The organism is Sphingomonas sandaracina (assembly GCF_036663695.1).
Taxonomy (GTDB): Bacteria; Pseudomonadota; Alphaproteobacteria; order Sphingomonadales; family Sphingomonadaceae; genus Sphingomonas.
Window position 1 is genome coordinate 609,389 of record NZ_JAXOJK010000003.1, and the last position, 16,023, is coordinate 625,411.

Sequence of the window (16,023 nt, forward strand, 5' to 3'; positions counted from 1 at the left end):
CCAATTGGGGGACGTCTGTAACGCAGGAAAGGGCTCCGTTACTGCGACCTTTCCAATTGGGCCCCGGCCTTCGCCGGGGTGGTGTAGTAAGTTGGTTTCGCGCAGAGGCGCTGAGGACGCTAAGGGGCTTTCGCCCGGAACGGCTGCTTGCATCCCAACGCGCGTTGTCGAAATGCGCGCTTCGCGACAAGCGCAGGACCTGCGCGCGCTCTGCGCCTCTGCGCGAACAAATCTTATCGCCACAAACGCCACCCCACCCAACCCGCGCTAGTGACACGGCCGCCCCCCACCGCCTAAACGGATGGCATGTGGCAGCTTTATCAATTCCCCCTGTGTCCGTTTTCGCGAAAAGTGCGCCTGCTGCTGGGTGAGAAGGGGGTCGGCTACGAACTGGTCCGCGAATCGCCCTGGGATCGCCGCGACGAGTTCATGGACATGAACCCTGCCGGCCAGACCCCGGTAATGGTCGACGCATCGCGCGGCGTGGCGCCGCTGATCGATTCGATGGCGATCTGCGAATTCTTCGAAGAAACCGTCGAGAAGGCGGCGATGATCAACGGCACCGCGACCAACCGCGCCGAGATCCGCCGGCTGGTGACGTGGTTCGACACACACTTCTACCGCGACGTGACCGGACCGCTGCTCCACGAGCGCATGGTCAAGCGCCTCGCTCACCGGGCCGCGCCCGATGCCAAGGGCCTGCGCGAGGCGATGAAGGCCGCGGTCGGGCATCTCGACTACACGGATTACCTGCTCGATCACCGGAACTGGCTCGGCGGCGCGACGATGAGCCTCGCCGATCTGGCGGCGGCCGCACAGATCTCGGTCACCGACTATCTCGGCGGGATCGACTGGAAGGGGCACGACCAGACCGCACGCTGGTATCGCGGCTTTAAGAGCCGCCCGAGCTTCCGCCCGCTGCTGTCCGAACGGATGGAGTTGATTTCACCCCCTACGCACTACGACAATGTCGACTTCTGAGACGCCCGCTCCTGAAATCGCGTATCCGGATTTCGAGAAGGTCGACATCCGCGTCGGCACGATCGTCGAATCCGAACCCTTCCCGGAGGCGCGCAAACCCGCGCTCAAGCTCCGCATCGATTTCGGCCCGGAGATAGGCGTGAAGCGCTCATCCGCGCAGATCACCGAGCATTATACGCCGGAGACGCTGGTCGGCCGTCAGGTCGCAGCGGTGGTCAACTTCCCGCCGCGCCAGATCGGCCCGATGATGTCCGAAGTCCTGACGCTCGGTTTCCCCGATGCGAACGGGAAGGTGGTCTTGATGTCGCCGAGCGTGACTGTGCCGAACGGCGGACGCCTGTTTTGAAGCGTCAAATCCCGGCTTAATTCCGTTCTCCCGCGCAGGCGGGAGCCCAGGGTAACAAGCGCAACGCTCGTAACTCTTGGACCCCCGCTTTCGTCGGAGAACAGCAAGCGAGCGGACTATATGCCCACTCGATAGACGCCACTTACTGGCGCATGTCGGTCTGCGAGATCGGCACGATCTTCACTTCGACGCGACGGTTCGCAGCCCGCCCGGCATCGGTGTCGTTCGATGCGATCGGCTGGGTCTTGCCGTACCCGCGCGTACCGATGCGTGCAGCCTGCACGCCGTGGCCCGACAGATAGTCCGCGACCGAGCGTGCACGACGCTCCGACAGCGACTGGTTGTACGCATCGCTGCCGGTCGAATCGGTATGCCCGTACACGTCGACATAGGTCTGGTTATACTGCGACAGTGTGTCGGCGACCTGGTCGAGCGTGCGCTGGAACTGCGGCTGCACGTTGGCGCTGTCATAGGCGAAGGTGATGCCCGACGGGATGTTCAGGACCAAGTCGTCGCCCTGGCGGATCACCTGCACGTCCGTACCTGCAGTGCGCGCGCGAAGGTCGCGCTCCTGCTTGTCCATGTACGCGCCGATGCCGGCGCCAGCGAGACCGCCGATACCCGCGCCGACCAGTTTTTCGGTCCGGTCGCGCCGACCACCGACCACGTCGCCGAGCAGATAACCGCCAAGCGCACCGCCGATGCCGCCCAGCGCGGTCTTCGAGATCGTCTGGCGACCCGTCTCGGGATCGGTGGTGCAACCGCTCGTGGCGATCAGTGCGGCGAGCGCAGATCCTGCGAACATCTTGGTTTTCATAGATAATCCTCCCTGAAGAATGGTATTGGCGACAGTGTATCCGTTACGGCCATAACCCTGGTTCGTCACGATTGTTCCGCCTGCGCACTGAACCGACCATGACCATCTCCGCGTGCCGATGTCGAGTAGGCGCGCACATGATGCACGGCGTCTGCAACGACGCATGCAAGGACGGTTGTGCGACGGTGCGTTGTCCTGCAAAGAGAGCCCGAGCCAATGGCACCGCTTCCCCCCTTCCCCTGGATCGACGTCGCGATCATCCTCGCGCTGGTCGCGTTGAACGGTGTGTTCGCGATGAGCGAACTCGCGATCGTCTCCGCGCGCAAAGCCCGGCTCGAAGCGATGGCGCGCGCGGGCAAGAAGGGCGCCCGCGCCGCGCTCGTGCTCGCGGCCGACCCCGGCAAGTTCCTGTCGACCGTCCAGATCGGCATCACGCTGATCGGCATTCTCGCCGGCGCCTATTCGGGCTCCAGCCTCGGCATGCCGACTGCGGCGCGGCTTCAGGCCTGGGGGTTGTCCGCCTCGACCGCCGAGACCGCCGGGTTCGCGATCGTCATAGGCCTGACGACGTACGCGTCGCTGATCATCGGCGAACTCGTCCCCAAGCAGTTCGCGCTGCGTGCGCCCGAGGCGATCGCCTCGTTCATGGCGCCGGTGATGCGCTGGCTCGCGATCGGCACCGCGCCGATCGTGCTGGTGCTCGATTCGACCAGCGCGCTGATCTTCCGCGCGCTCAGGCTCAACCGCGAATCGGAAGAGCACGTCACCGCCGAAGAGCTCCACATGATCGTCGCGGAGGCATCGAAGTCGGGGATCATCGAGGAGCATGAGCGCTCGATCATCTCGGGCGTCGTGCGCCTCGCGGATCGCCCGGTCCGCGAAGTGATGACGCCGCGTACCGAGATCGACTGGCTGGACTGCGACTGGGGTCCCGACGAGATCCGCCAGACCCTCCTCGCGTCGCAGCACACGCGGCTGCCGGTCGGCGAAGGCTCGATCGATGCGGTCAAGGGTGTCGTTCAGGCGCGCGACATCGCCGCGGCACTCTTCCGCGGCGAACCGATCGACCTGCGCGCGCTGATGCGGAAAGCCCCCGTCGTGATCGACCAGATCGACGCGATGGACGCGTTGCTGGCGCTGCGCGAGGCCGAGGTGCCGATGGCGTTGATCCACGACGAATATGGCCATTTCGAAGGAATCGTGACGCCTGCCGACTTGCTCGCGGCGATCGCCGGCGAGTTCAAGTCGGACTCCGATCCCGACGACGCGCCCTCGGTGGTGGTCCGCGACGACGGCTCGTTGCTTGTCGCGGGGACGATGGCGGCGGATTCGCTTGCCGACCGCCTCGGCATCGACCTCCCCGAAGACCGCGATTACGCCACGGTGGCTGGGCTGGCGCTGTCGGTGTTCCGCCATCTGCCGGGCGAGGGCGAAAGCTTCGTCGAGCAGGGCTGGAAGTTCGAGATCGTCGATCTCGACGGCCGCCGCATCGACAAGCTTCTGGTGAGCCAGATCTGATCCGCTGGCGCGTCTGGACACCGTCGGTAGGCCGCGGCGTCTGGGCGATCGAACCCTGAGCACCGCCATGGCAGCGCACTCGACCACCGCACGCGCGATCGTGCCGGCGCCCGAAACGGCGTACCGTCTCGCGATCCTCGTCGCGGTGGCGATCGCGACGCGGCTGATCACGCTGGGCAACCCGATCCTGTACACCGACGAGGAATTCTACTTCGCCGCGGGCCGGGCGATGATCGACGGCGCGCTGCCGTTCGTCGACGTCTGGGATCGCAAGCCGATCGGTGTGTTCCTGCTCTACGCCGCACCCGGCGCGCTGCCGTTTGCGGCGGGGATCTGGCTGTACCAGGCGATGGCGCTCGTCAGCGCCGCTGCGACGGCGGCGATCGTCGCGCGGCTCGCCGACGTCGCGGGCTGGGCGCGGGGCGGCACGCTCGCGGGGATGGCCTATCTCGTCTGGATCACGATCGCCGGCGGGCAGGGCGGGCAGGCGCCGGTCTTCTACAATCTGGCGATGGCGCTCGCCGCCTGGCTGATCGTCGATCGGCGTGGCGCGACGTTCTGGCGCGCGGCGGTCGCGATGGTACTCGTCGGACTGGCGATCCAGATCAAATACACCGCGGCGCTCGAGGGGGTGTATTTCGGGCTTTGGCTGATGCTCGACGATTGGCGTCACACACTGGAAACCGGGGCCCGAAAGATCGGCGCCGTCCTCGGTGGCGGTGCTGTTCTCGCAGGGGTGGCGGTATTGCCGACAATCGTCGCCGTCGCTGCCTATGCGCATCTGGGCGCATTGCCCGCCTTTACCTTCGCGAACTTCGAATCGATCTTCGCGCGCAAGGCCGATCCGATCGCGACCGAGTTGGCCAATCTCGCGAAGGCCGCGGCCATCCTCCTCCCGTTGCTGACGATGTCGGCGGCCGCAATAGTAGCGGCGAGATCGCGTACGTCGACTGCCGAGCGCATTGCAGGATCGCGCGTCTTCCTGACCGCATGGCTGTTCGCTGCGCTGCTGGCGTTCGCGCTGCTGCCGCCGTGGACCGACCATTACACGTTGCCCGTGATGCTGCCTGCGTCGGTCATCGCGGCGGGGTTGCTCGCCCGCCCGCGCGGTCGCGTCGTCGGGATCGCGCTGATCATGATCGCCGCCGTGGCGGGGCAGGCCTCACTGGTGATCGATCGCCAGCGCCGCGGAACGCCCACCGAGTTCGCCGCGCTCGCTGGCGCAGTCGGTAGCGGGCCCGGCTGTCTGTATGTCTATTCGTCGTCGAGCATGCTGTACCCCGCGACCGGGCGATGTGCGGTCTCGCGCTACGTCTTCCCCAGCCACCTGACGCGCACACGCGAGACCGGCGCGATCGGCGTGGACCAGGCGGCGGAGCTCGCCCGGATCTTCGCACGCGCGCCCGAGGTCGTCGTGATGGGCCCGCCATACGACGGCGAACGCGCCGATATCCGCGCCGCCGCGGTTGCGCGTCTCGCCCGCGACTACCGACTGGCCGCGCAGATGCCGCTCGGGCGCAAGCGAGTGGCCATCTATCGGCGTCGCACGCCGTCGACGCCCGGATACCGCATCCGCTTCGATTGACGGGCGCGCGTCGTCGCTGCGCGTGTCAGAGCTTTCCGAACTTGGCCTCGAACCCGGCCTTGTCGCCCGCGGCGAGCAGGCGTGCCTGTTCGATCCAGCGGTCACGGTGCATCCGGCCGGTGAAATTGCCGAGCTGGGCGTCGATCGATTGCGCCTCGCTCTCGGTCAACGCAGCCATCTGGCCGATCGTGGTCACGCCGAGTTCACCGAGCCGCGTCGCAACCTTGGGACCGAGCCCCTTCAGCTGCGTCACCGGATCGTCGCCATAGGACTGCGCCGGCGCCTGCGCCGGTGTGCGCGTTTCGACCGGAGCCACCTCTACAGGCCGCACCGCCGAGGGCACGGATTCCGTAACCGCGCTCGCCTCCAGGGGCGACGTGGCGCGGATGGGTTCGTCGGCCGGACGCCCAGGCGTTTCCGCCAGATCGTCGCCGCGCGCCGCCGGGGTCGGCTCGGGTGCGCGACGTTCTGGCGGCGCCGGTTCGGGCGGCGCTGCAACGCGAACGGGCGCGATCGACTGCGTCTGCTCCTGCTTCTGCGTTCGTTCGGCCGTTCGCGCCTCGACCGGAGGTTTTGCCGAGACGGGCTCCGGCGAAACGCCGGCCTCCTCGGCGTTGGCGATCACGTCGTGCGTGGCCTTGGTACGGCTACGCTGGGCGCGAATACCCCAGATCAGGCCGATCATGACGAGGATCGCCACGACGGCGATGATCGTGAAGTGGATCGCCGTCAGCGTGGCGATACCATCGGGCAGCAGGCTCAGACCCGAGGCGGAAGTCGCGGAAGTTTCGTTCATGCTCATAGTGTAGCGATGCGAGCCAAGGGCGGCGAGACATAATCGGCTGGTCAGTCATGCCTGATCCTCCCCCGCGAGGGGGAGGTGTCGCCGAAGGTGACGGAGGGGGTGGACACGGAACAGGGGTTTCGCCTGCCGCCCCGTCCGGCAAAGGCCAGCCACCTATCCCTGGCGGGGAAGGATCAGGCGTGGATCAAGCCCCCCGCGCGATCTCGCGCCAGCCGATGTCGCGGCGGTAGAAGCCTTCCGCGAAATCGATCGCCTCGACCGCGCGATAGGCGTTGGCCTGCGCCGTCGCGACATCGTCGCCGGTCGCGGTGACCGCCAACACGCGCCCGCCCGATGCGACCAGGCCGCCATCCTCCAGCCGCGTCCCCGCGTGGAATACCGTGCCGCCCGCCGCGCGCGCGGAATCGAGGCCGACGATCGACCCACCTGCCTTGGGCGTGCCCGGATACCCCTGCGCCGCCATGACCACCGTCAACGCGGTCTCGTCGCTGAACGAAGCGGCGGGCATCTCGCCCAGCCGCCCTTCCGCGGTCGCCAGCATCGTCGCGAGCAGGTCGCCCTGGAATCGCATCATCAGCACCTGCGTCTCGGGGTCGCCGAACCGGGCGTTGTATTCGATCAGCTTCGGCCCCTGCGGCGTCAGCATCAGCCCGGCGTACAACACGCCCGAGAACGGCATGCCCTCCGCCGCCATCGCTGCGACGGTCGGCGCGACGATCTCGTCTATCGCGCGCTTCTCCAGCGCGGGCGTCAGGACGAGGGCGGGGCTATAGGCGCCCATCCCGCCGGTATTCGGACCGGTATCGCCTTCGCCGACGCGCTTGTGATCCTGCGCCGAGCCGAACGGCATCAGAGAGACGCCGTCGGTCAGCACGAAGAGGCTCGCTTCCTCGCCCTCCAGGAATTCCTCGATCACCGCCTCGGCTTCGCCGTCCGCGAACAGCGCGTCGAGCGCGGCCTCGGCTTCGGCCGTGCTGAACGCGATGACCACGCCCTTGCCCGCCGCCAGACCGTCCGCCTTGATGACCACGGGCAGCGAGAAGGTGCGGGCGAGCGCGATATCCGCCTCGTCCCGGCTCTTCACGCGGACATACCCGGCGGTCGGAATCCCCGCCCGCGCGCACAGATCCTTGGTGAAGCCCTTCGACCCCTCCAGTTGCGCCGCCGCCTTCGAAGGCCCGAACACTGGGATGTCCGCATCGCGCAACGTATCCGCCAACCCGTCGACCAGCGGCGCTTCCGGCCCGATCACGACCAGCCCCACGTCATGCTCGCGCACGAACGCCACAACCGCCGCATGATCCGTCGCATCCAGCGGCACGAGCGTCGCAACCCGCGCGATCCCGGGGTTGCCCGGCGCCGCATACAGCGTATCGAGGCCGCGAGATTGCACCAGCTTCCACGCGAGCGCATGTTCGCGCCCTCCCGAGCCCAGCAGCAGGACGTTCATGCCCGATCCCTTTTCCGATGACGTGTCCAGTGACATGGGGCGGCTGGTAGCCGAGCCCGTCGCCGGCGACAACGCGCTGGCGATGTCGGTCGGCGAACTTGCCTTCAAGCTGAAGCGGATGGTCGAGGGCGAATTCGGCCATGTCCGCCTGCGCGGCGAGATATCGGGCTGGAAGCGCGTCGCGTCCGGGCATTGCTACATGTCGCTCAAGGACGACCAGGCGGTGATCGACGGCGTTATCTGGAAGGGCAACGCCTCCAGCCTGGCCTTCGTGCCGCAGGACGGTATCGAGGTGATCGCGACCGGCAAGCTCACCACCTATCCCGGCCGCTCCAAATACCAGATCGTCATCGAGCGGATGGAACTCGCCGGTGCCGGCGCGCTGATGGCGCTGCTGGAAAAGCTCAAGGCCACACTGGCAGGCGAGGGGCTGTTCGAGGGCGCGCGCAAGAAACCGCTGCCGTTCATGCCGAAGGTGATCGGCGTCGTCACCTCGGGCACCGGCGCGGTCATCCGCGACATCCTCCACCGGCTGGAGGATCGCTGTCCGACCCACGTCATCGTCTGGCCGGTCAAGGTGCAAGGTGAAGGATCTGCCGCGGAGATCGCGGCCGCCGTCCGCGGCTTCGATGCGATCGCCCCCGGCGGCCCGGTGCCGCGCCCGGACCTCGTCATCGTCGCGCGCGGCGGCGGCTCGGTCGAGGATCTGTGGTCGTTCAACGAAGAGGTCGTGGTCCGCGCGGTCGCCGACTGCACGATCCCGATCATCTCCGCCGTGGGCCACGAGACCGACACGACCTTATGCGATTTCGCCGCCGATCTGCGCGCGCCGACGCCGACCGCGGCGGCCGAGATCGCGGTGCCGGTGCTCGCCGACCTCCGCCTGACGATCGACAGCCACCGCAACCGCACCGAACGCTGCGCGCGGCGTTACGTCGAGCGCGGCCGCGAACGGCTTGACGCCCTGTCGCGGCTGCTGCCCAAGCGGGACCAGTTGCTCGGGCCGCAGCGCCAGCGCGCGGACGATTTCGGCCAGCGGCTCGATCGCGGGCTGGAGCGTCGGCTGACGCTGGCGCGGGGCAGTCTCGATCGCTCGGGGGCCGCGCTTCGTCCCGCCACGCTCGACCGCAAGCTCGAGGCGAAACGCGCGCAGCTCGATGCGACGTGGCGTCTCGTCCAGTCGCTCAATCCCGACGCGATCCTCGACCGAGGCTATGCTCGTGTCACTGCCCGCCCCGGCGGCGAGACGCTCGCGTCGGCCAAGGCGGCGCGCGGTGCCGAGACGCTCACGCTGCACTTCCGCGACGGCGTGGTCGACGCGGTGACGGACACCGGCCTTGAGCGTCCCGTCGCCAAAACCTATGCTGCGCCCAAGGCAAAGGCCGCGCCCGATCCGGCGCCGCGCCAGCCTAATCTGTTTTGAAAAGAGTCTCGCAATGCTGATGTCCAACTCCGACCGCGCCGCGCGCCTGCACTACATGGCCAACGGCTTCCGCGTGCTCAGCCCCGGCGATCATGTCGCCTGCGCCGCCACCGGCCACCGCATCGCGCTCGAAGACCTGCGCTACTGGAGCGTCGCCCGCCAGGAAGCCTATGCCACCGCTGCCGCCGCCAGCGAAGCGATGGCCCCGCAATGAATTTTGGCGCTGCTGCGGCGATCCGGGCAGCAGCGCTCGTGCTGCTGGTAGCACCGGCCGCCACCGCGCAGATCGCGCCGCCGCCGAGCACGCCGACCGCTTCGAGCACGCCGACCGCTTCGAGCACGCCGACCGCTTCGAGCACGCCGACCGCTTCGATCACGTCCGCGTTCCGCTGGAAAGGCACGCTCAGCCAGGGCGGTCTGATCCTCGGCACCGCCCCCGCCGACACGCGCACCGTGACGCTGAACGGCCGGCCGATCGCGCTCGCCCCCGACGGCCGCTTCATTGCCGGTTTCGACCGCGATGCGGGGCCGCAAGCCTCACTGACGGCGACACTCGTCGACGGTCGCACTGTTACGCAAAGTCTCACGATCGCGCCCAGAGCCTGGCGGATCGAGCGCCTCAACACGCTCCCGAAGTTCCCCGCGCCCGACCCGGTCTTCGCCAGACTCCGTCCGCCCGAACAGGCTCAGATCGTCGCTGCCCGCGCCCGCATTACCGATGCACAAGGCTGGCGACAGGCGTTCACATGGCCCGCGACCGGCCGGATTTCAGGCCTGTTCGGATCGCAACGCGTCTACAAGGGTGAACCCGGCAGTTATCATTCGGGCACCGACGTCGCCATCCCGACCGGCACGATCGTCACCGCGCCTGCCGACGGCGTCGTGATCCTCGCCGTCGACCACCCCTTCACGCTGGAAGGGAATTTGCTGATGCTCGACCACGGCATGGGCCTCAACAGCGCGTTCCTGCACCTGTCGCGCATCGACGTAAAACCCGGCGACCACGTCCGCCAAGGCCAACCCATCGGCGCCTCCGGCATGACCGGCCGCGCCACCGGGCCCCATCTGCACTGGAGCCTGAGATGGGACAGTGCAAAGCTGGATCCGATATTGATTGCGGGCGCAATGCGATAACGACACTGCCTGATTTTATTACCTGCAACCCTCGTGCTGATTAGAAATGTTGCAGATCGCGGAGAAAGGGACATGTTTTGTGTCATTTCGGACACTAGGCTACTGTAAATCGCGCGAGTAGTCAGGACGTGTCTTTACACGTCAAAGGCGGCGCTTCATTCCTTGCCCATGTCCTCGGCAGCTGAAAACGGCAGCCGAGGTGTTTTCTGCAGCGGATCGTCAGGGCGAACGCAGCAGACATAACAAGGGGATGTTCACTTGATTACCACGTCACGTTTCACTTCGAAGGCACTTCTGCTTGCCGCAGCGACGCCTTTGGCACTGGTCCTGTCGACCGCTCAGGGCTTCGCTCAGGATGCGACGACGGCGATCAGCGACGCGCCAGCCCCCGCACCGGTTGCTCAGCCCGCACAGACGGTTGCACCTACAGCGGACGACGAGGCGAATGGCCAGGAGATCGTGGTCACCGGCTCGCTGTTCCGCCAGACCGAAAATGCAACGCCGTCGCCAGTCACGACGCTGACCACCGCCAATCTTGACGCACGCGGCATCAATACGGTCCAGGGCGCTATCCAGTCGCTCGCATCGAATAATGGCCCGGCGCTGACCAATTCCTTCACTGCCAACGGCGCATTCGCCGGCGGCGCATCGGCCGTGTCGCTGCGTGGCCTTTCGACAAACTCGACCCTAGTCCTTTTCGATGGCCTGCGCGCGGCATATTACCCGCTGGCGGACGATGCGACGCGTAACTTCGTCGATCTCAACACCATTCCCGACGACATCGTCGAGCGCGTCGAAGTTCTCCGTGACGGTGCTTCGTCGAGCTATGGCGCAGACGCGATCGCAGGTGTCGTCAACGTCATTACCAAGCGTTCGTTCAACGGCGTGAGCGGCCGTGCCGAAGCCGGGATAAGCCAGCGCGGATCCGCTGCAAACCAGCGTCTGACGCTGACTGCCGGCACCGGCGATCTCGATGCGAAGGGGTATAACGCGTATATCAGCGGCTTCTATTTCCGCAGCGAGGCGGTCTACAATCGCGACCTGCCCTATCCGTTCAATTCGGCGGATCAGCGCGGAGTCGGCACCGGGGGGCCGAACAACATCGTCAACGGGATCGGCGCCGATGGGCTGCTTCCGAACAATGGCTCGGTCGCTGGTTCTAACTTCTTCGTGCGCCCTGCCAACGGTGCGACTGCCGTCGGTGGCTCGCGCTTCCAGTTGCTGACGCCGGGCTGCCTCAACGGCACGCCGTATTCGACGACGGCGGCCGATCGCGGGCAGGCCAACAACGCGGCGATCGCAAACGTCGTTTGCCAGCAGGACTTGGTCAACCAGTACGGTGTCGTAGCGCCGAATATCGAGCGCTTCGGTGGTTCCGCACGATTTACCGCCAAGGTCGGCGACGCGGCAGAGGCGTATCTCGAGGTCAATTTCCAGCAATCCTCGTCGAGCTACAGCGGCGATCCCTCGGTCATCCGTGGCAACGCCCCGGCCGGCATTCTCTTCCCGCAATATTCGACATCTTCGGCTGCCGCACAGTACGCTGCCGGTTCCGCGCCGCTGTCGCTGCCGGCCTATGTCTGCCCGCGCGGTACCGTAACCTGCACGGCTGCAAACGGGCGTCTCAACCCGAACAACCCGTTTGCGACGCAGGGCCAGAACGCGTTGTTGATCGGCTCACTGCCTGACACCGTCACCTTCAACAGCACGCGTAACCGTGTCTACCGCGCTGCAGCGGGCGTTAAGGGGACGATTGCCGGCGATTGGGATTACCGGGTCGATGCGACTGCGATGCACAGTGATCTCCGCCGTACCCAGCAAGGGTATGTCTACATCCAGCACCTGCTTGATGTGATCAACGACGGCAGCTACAATTTCGTCAATCCTGCGCTCAATTCGCAGGCGACGCGCGACTATCTGACACCGGACAACATCAACGATTCGAGCTCGGACCTGTATCAGTTGCAGGCATCGGTAACCAAGTCGCTGTTTACGCTTCCGGGCGGTCCTGCACAGCTCGCTGTCGGCGGATCGATCTTCTACGAGGCGATCGATGCACCATCGGCGAACGCCGATACGAACGGGCCGACGCAGCGGTATTTCTCGATCAACGCGTTCGGGACCAGCGGCAACCGTACGGTGTCTTCGGCGTTCACCGAATTGCAGCTGCCGATCGTCGATCAGTTCCTCGTCAACGCGTCGGGTCGTTACGATCACTATTCGTCGGGCCAGAGCAACTTCTCGCCGAAGATCGGCGCCAAGTTCACGCCGATCCGCCAGCTGGCGATCCGCGGTACCTGGTCGCGCGGGTTCCGCATTCCGAGCTTCGGCGAGGCCAATGCGTTGCCGACCACCGGCTATGTGACCAACAACGCGACGCTGTTCAGCGATGGCTACCTTGCGCAATATGGCTGCACCGTGGCGACGTTCGCCTCGTGCCCGACCTATATCCGTCAGGGCAGCTACGGCCAGACGACGCTGGCCAGCCAGGACCTGAAGCCCGAGAAGTCGCGGAGCTTTACGGCGGGCATCGTGTTCGAACCGATCCGCAACGTTTCGTTCACGGTCGACTTCTTCGATATCAAGAAGACGGGCGCGATTACCTCGCTGACTGCCGGCGATGCGCTTGCAGCCTATTATTCGGGCCAGCCTATCCCCGAGGGGTTCACGGTTACCCCGGATGCGGTCGGCGTCGGGTTCGAGAATGCTACCCCGCGGGTCGGCCTCGTCCAGTCGCAGCTGGTGAATGCCAATACGATCCATTCGCAGGGCATCGATATGGGCGGAAGCGCGCGGTTCGATCTGAACGACAACATCCGCTACACGATCTCGGGCGAGGGCAGCATCCTGCTTGACCTCAGCACGACTTTCCCCGGCGGCCGCAAGGAAAAGTATGTCGGCACGCTCGGCAACTATAACCTGACCGCGGGTTCGGGGACGCCGCGCTGGCGCGCGAACGTCACCAACACGATCGAAATCCGCGATGCGTTCAGCCTGAGCGGCACGGTGAACTACGTTGCAGGCTACAACCTGTCGGCAGAAGATCAGGGCGGCGTGCGTGGCGATGGCGGCCTGGCAGTCGATTATCTGCCCGCAAACGTGGACGGCTACATCACCGCCGATCTCGTCGGCACGGTCAAGGTGACCGACAAGTTCAGCTTCTACGTCAACGTGCTGAACATCCTGAACGATCTTCCACCGATCGATCCGGCAACCTATGGCGCGTATCTCTATAACCCGGTGCAGGCGGGCGAGGGCATCTATGGCCGTCAGTTCCGTGCAGGCGCAAAGTTCGGCTTCTAATCTGAACGAACCCGTTGCCAGGAAGGGCGGCGTCGCAAGACGCCGCCCTTTTGTGGTTCAGGCGACCTGAAGCACCAACTTGCCGTCGCCTTCGTCGATCTTGACGGTCGCGCCGTCCTTCACCTCGCCGCGCAGGATCATGTCGGCGAGCGGGTCCTGCAGATACCGCTGGACCGCACGTTTCAACGGCCGCGCGCCGTACACCGGATCGTAGCCGACCCGGCCGAGCCACGCCCTCGCGGCATCGGTCAGGTCCAGCACAATCTTCCGATCCGCCAGCAGCTTGTCGACACGGCTCACCTGGATGTCGACGATCGGCGCCATGTGCGTCTGGCCGAGCCGGTGGAACAGGATCACCTCGTCGAGCCGGTTGAGGAACTCCGGGCGGAAGTGCGACCGGACGATCTCCATCACCTGTGGCTCGACCGACGAGACGTCGTCGCCCTCCGCCATGTTCGCCAGATACTGGCTGCCGAGGTTCGACGTCAGGATGATCAGCGTGTTGCTGAAATCCACCGTGCGGCCCTGGCCGTCGGTCAGCCGGCCGTCGTCGAGCACCTGGAGCAGCACGTTGAACACGTCGCCATGCGCCTTCTCGACCTCGTCGAACAGGATCACCTGATACGGACGCCTGCGCACCGCCTCGGTCAGCACGCCGCCCTCCTCGTATCCGACATAGCCTGGAGGCGCACCGATCAGCCGGGCGACCGCGTGCTTCTCCATGAACTCGCTCATGTCGATGCGGACCATCGCGCTGGGGTCGTCGAACAGGAACTCGGCGAGCGCCTTGGTCAGCTCGGTCTTGCCGACGCCGGTTGGCCCGAGGAACAGGAACGAGCCAAGTGGCCGGTTAGGATCCTGCAACCCCGCACGTGCGCGGCGCACCGCGGTCGAGACCGCCTTCACCGCATGCGCCTGCCCGATCACCCGCTTGCCGATCGTCGCTTCCATCGCGAGCAGCTTGTCGCGCTCGCCTTGCAGCATCCGCTCGACCGGGATGCCGGTCCACCGGCTGACGACGCCGGCGATGTCGTCCGCGGTCACTTCCTCGCGAAGCATCGCGCCCTTGGTTGCGCCCGCCGCCTCGTCGAGCTGGCGCTGCAACCCCGGAATCGTGCCGTAGGAAAGCTCGCCCGCCTTGGCGAGATCGCCCGAGCGCTGCGCCTGTTCCAGTTCGAGCCGCGCGGCATCGAGCTGTTCCTTCAGCCGTGCCTCCGCGTTGATCTTGTCCTTCTCGCCTTTCCAGCGCGTCGTCAGCTCGGCGGACTGCTCCTCCAGGTTGACGAGTTCGCCCTCAAGCGTGTCGAGCCGGTCGACCGACGCGTCGTCGGTCTCGCGCTTCAACGCCTCGCGCTCGATCTTCAGTTGGATGATCCGCCGGTCGAGATTTTCGATCGCCTCGGGCTTCGATTCGACCTCCATGCGGATGCGGCTCGCGGCCTCGTCCATCAGGTCGATCGCCTTGTCGGGCAGGAAGCGGTCGGTGATGTAGCGGTTCGACAGCGTCGACGCGGCGACGATCGCGCCGTCGGTGATCCGCACGCCGTGATGCAGCTCGTACTTCTCCTTCAGCCCGCGCAGGATCGAGATGGTGTCCTCGACCGTCGGCTCGCCCACCATCACCGGCTGGAACCGGCGCTGCAACGCCGGGTCCTTCTCGACATATTTGCGGTATTCGTCGAGCGTGGTCGCGCCGACGCAGTGCAACTCACCGCGCGCGAGGGCGGGTTTTAGCAGATTGCCCGCGTCCATCGCGCCTTCGGATTTGCCCGCGCCGATCAGCTGGTGCATCTCGTCGATGAACAGGATGACGTCGCCCTCGGCGGCCTTCACCTCGTCGAGCACGCCTTTCAGCCGCTCCTCGAACTCGCCGCGATATTTCGCGCCAGCAATCAGCGAGCCCATGTCGAGCGACATCAGCCGCCGGTCCTTCAGCGTATCGGGCACGTCGCCATTCGCGATCCGCAGCGCCAGCCCTTCCGCGATCGCGGTCTTGCCGACGCCGGGTTCGCCGATCAGCGCGGGGTTGTTCTTGGTCCGGCGCGCGAGGATCTGGATGGTACGCCGGATCTCCTCGTCGCGGCCGATGACGGGGTCGAGCTTGCCGTCGCGCGCCGCCTGGGTGAGGTCGCGGGCGAATTTCTTGAGCGCGTCATACCGGTCCTCGGCGCCTGCGGTGTCGGCGGTGCGGCCCTGCCGCACGCCATTGATCGCGGTGTTCAGCCCCTCGGGCGTCACGCCGCCGGCCTTCAACGCCTTGCCCGCCGCAGTGTTGAGGGACAGCGCGAGCGCGACCAGCAGCCGCTCGACGGTGACGAAGCTGTCGCCCGCCTTGGTCGCGATCTGCTCGGCCTGGTCGAGCACGCGCACCGCGTCGTTGTCTATGCCCGGCGTGGTCTGCGCGCCCGAGCCCGACACGACCGGGATCTTCGCGAGCGCGAGGTCGGTCTCCGAGGTCGCGCGCTTGGCGTCGCCGCCCGCCGCCCCGATCAAGCCGGCGGCCATGCCCTGCTCGTCCTCCAGCAGTGCCTTCAACAGATGCTCGGGGGCGATCCGCTGATGGTTCATGCGGATCGCGACGGTCTGTGCGGATTGCAGAAAGCCCTTCGCGCGGTCGGTGAATTTGTCGATGTTCATGACGAATTCCTGTGGGATTGTTCG

At 66.2% G+C, this 16,023-nt stretch carries 12 protein-coding genes; 8 read left to right on the plus strand and 4 right to left on the minus strand.

All coding sequences use genetic code 11. From position 1 onward, the window contains the following. Nucleotides 1–306 precede the first annotated feature (306 nt). A complete protein-coding gene (locus tag U1707_RS12280; RefSeq protein ID WP_332800340.1) occupies nucleotides 307–981 on the plus strand; it encodes a glutathione S-transferase family protein in 675 nt (224 codons plus the stop codon). Continuing rightward, nucleotides 968–1,327, plus strand: coding sequence for a tRNA-binding protein (locus U1707_RS12285; protein WP_332800341.1), 360 nt, complete (start codon nucleotides 968–970; stop codon nucleotides 1,325–1,327). Before U1707_RS12280 ends, U1707_RS12285 begins: the two co-directional genes overlap by 14 nt. A gap of 142 nt (nucleotides 1,328–1,469) precedes the next feature. Here the strand turns inward: U1707_RS12285 and U1707_RS12290 are convergent, their stop codons facing one another. Then, a complete protein-coding gene (locus tag U1707_RS12290; protein ID WP_332800342.1) occupies nucleotides 1,470–2,144 on the minus strand; it encodes a YiaD family glycine zipper/OmpA-like lipoprotein in 675 nt (224 codons plus the stop codon). Between the two features lie 216 nt (nucleotides 2,145–2,360). Between U1707_RS12290 and U1707_RS12295 the strand changes: the two genes are divergently transcribed. Continuing rightward, nucleotides 2,361–3,662, plus strand: a complete 1,302-nt coding sequence (locus U1707_RS12295; protein WP_332800343.1) for a hemolysin family protein — start codon at nucleotides 2,361–2,363, stop codon at nucleotides 3,660–3,662. A gap of 67 nt (nucleotides 3,663–3,729) precedes the next feature. After that, nucleotides 3,730–5,247: a hypothetical protein gene (locus U1707_RS12300; RefSeq protein ID WP_332800344.1), complete on the plus strand. Its 1,518-nt coding sequence runs from the start codon at nucleotides 3,730–3,732 to the stop codon at nucleotides 5,245–5,247. Nucleotides 5,248–5,272: 25 nt separating this feature from the next. On the opposite strand, the gene U1707_RS12305 is transcribed toward U1707_RS12300, so the two are convergent. After that, nucleotides 5,273–6,043: a helix-hairpin-helix domain-containing protein gene (locus tag U1707_RS12305; RefSeq protein ID WP_332800345.1), complete on the minus strand. Its 771-nt coding sequence runs from the start codon at nucleotides 6,041–6,043 to the stop codon at nucleotides 5,273–5,275. A gap of 193 nt (nucleotides 6,044–6,236) precedes the next feature. Next, entirely contained in the window at nucleotides 6,237–7,502 is a 1,266-nt protein-coding gene (purD, locus tag U1707_RS12310) for a phosphoribosylamine--glycine ligase (protein ID WP_332800346.1), read from the minus strand. Between purD and xseA the strand changes: the two genes are divergently transcribed. The 4 genes from xseA (at nucleotide 7,501) to U1707_RS12330 (ending at nucleotide 13,362) form a co-directional block, all read left to right on the plus strand. After that, a complete protein-coding gene (gene xseA / locus U1707_RS12315) occupies nucleotides 7,501–8,925 on the plus strand; it encodes an exodeoxyribonuclease VII large subunit (protein ID WP_332800347.1) in 1,425 nt (474 codons plus the stop codon). The two genes, purD and xseA, sit on opposite strands and share 2 nt — an antisense overlap. A 13-nt stretch (nucleotides 8,926–8,938) precedes the next feature. Next, entirely contained in the window at nucleotides 8,939–9,139 is a 201-nt protein-coding gene (locus U1707_RS12320) for a DUF2093 domain-containing protein (protein WP_332800348.1), read from the plus strand. Then, the gene (locus U1707_RS12325; RefSeq protein ID WP_332800349.1) at nucleotides 9,136–10,059 is read left to right on the plus strand and encodes a M23 family metallopeptidase; all 924 of its coding nucleotides are present in this window, start codon (nucleotides 9,136–9,138) and stop codon (nucleotides 10,057–10,059) included. The genes U1707_RS12320 and U1707_RS12325 overlap by 4 nt, the downstream gene beginning before the upstream one ends. Before the next feature lie 258 nt (nucleotides 10,060–10,317). Further along, nucleotides 10,318–13,362: a TonB-dependent receptor plug domain-containing protein gene (locus tag U1707_RS12330; RefSeq protein WP_332800350.1), complete on the plus strand. Its 3,045-nt coding sequence runs from the start codon at nucleotides 10,318–10,320 to the stop codon at nucleotides 13,360–13,362. Between the two features lie 57 nt (nucleotides 13,363–13,419). Here U1707_RS12330 and clpB read toward each other — a convergent pair whose 3' ends face one another. After that, a complete protein-coding gene (gene clpB, locus U1707_RS12335; protein ID WP_332800351.1) occupies nucleotides 13,420–15,999 on the minus strand; it encodes an ATP-dependent chaperone ClpB in 2,580 nt (859 codons plus the stop codon). Nucleotides 16,000–16,023: the final 24 nt, after the last annotated feature.

What these genes read in the sequence shown, in the direction of transcription:
- U1707_RS12280 (WP_332800340.1), top strand. Translation starts at nt 307, where the DNA reads ATGTGGCAGCTTTATCAATTCCCCCTGTGTCCGTTTTCGCGAAAAGTG.
- U1707_RS12285 (WP_332800341.1), top strand. Translation starts at nt 968, where the DNA reads ATGTCGACTTCTGAGACGCCCGCTCCTGAAATCGCGTATCCGGATTTC.
- U1707_RS12290 (WP_332800342.1), bottom strand. Translation starts at nt 2,144, where the DNA reads ATGAAAACCAAGATGTTCGCAGGATCTGCGCTCGCCGCACTGATCGCC.
- U1707_RS12295 (WP_332800343.1), top strand. Translation starts at nt 2,361, where the DNA reads ATGGCACCGCTTCCCCCCTTCCCCTGGATCGACGTCGCGATCATCCTC.
- U1707_RS12300 (WP_332800344.1), top strand. Translation starts at nt 3,730, where the DNA reads ATGGCAGCGCACTCGACCACCGCACGCGCGATCGTGCCGGCGCCCGAA.
- U1707_RS12305 (WP_332800345.1), bottom strand. Translation starts at nt 6,043, where the DNA reads ATGAACGAAACTTCCGCGACTTCCGCCTCGGGTCTGAGCCTGCTGCCC.
- xseA (WP_332800347.1), top strand. Translation starts at nt 7,501, where the DNA reads ATGCCCGATCCCTTTTCCGATGACGTGTCCAGTGACATGGGGCGGCTG.
- purD (WP_332800346.1), bottom strand. Translation starts at nt 7,502, where the DNA reads ATGAACGTCCTGCTGCTGGGCTCGGGAGGGCGCGAACATGCGCTCGCG.
- U1707_RS12320 (WP_332800348.1), top strand. Translation starts at nt 8,939, where the DNA reads ATGCTGATGTCCAACTCCGACCGCGCCGCGCGCCTGCACTACATGGCC.
- U1707_RS12325 (WP_332800349.1), top strand. Translation starts at nt 9,136, where the DNA reads ATGAATTTTGGCGCTGCTGCGGCGATCCGGGCAGCAGCGCTCGTGCTG.
- clpB (WP_332800351.1), bottom strand. Translation starts at nt 15,999, where the DNA reads ATGAACATCGACAAATTCACCGACCGCGCGAAGGGCTTTCTGCAATCC.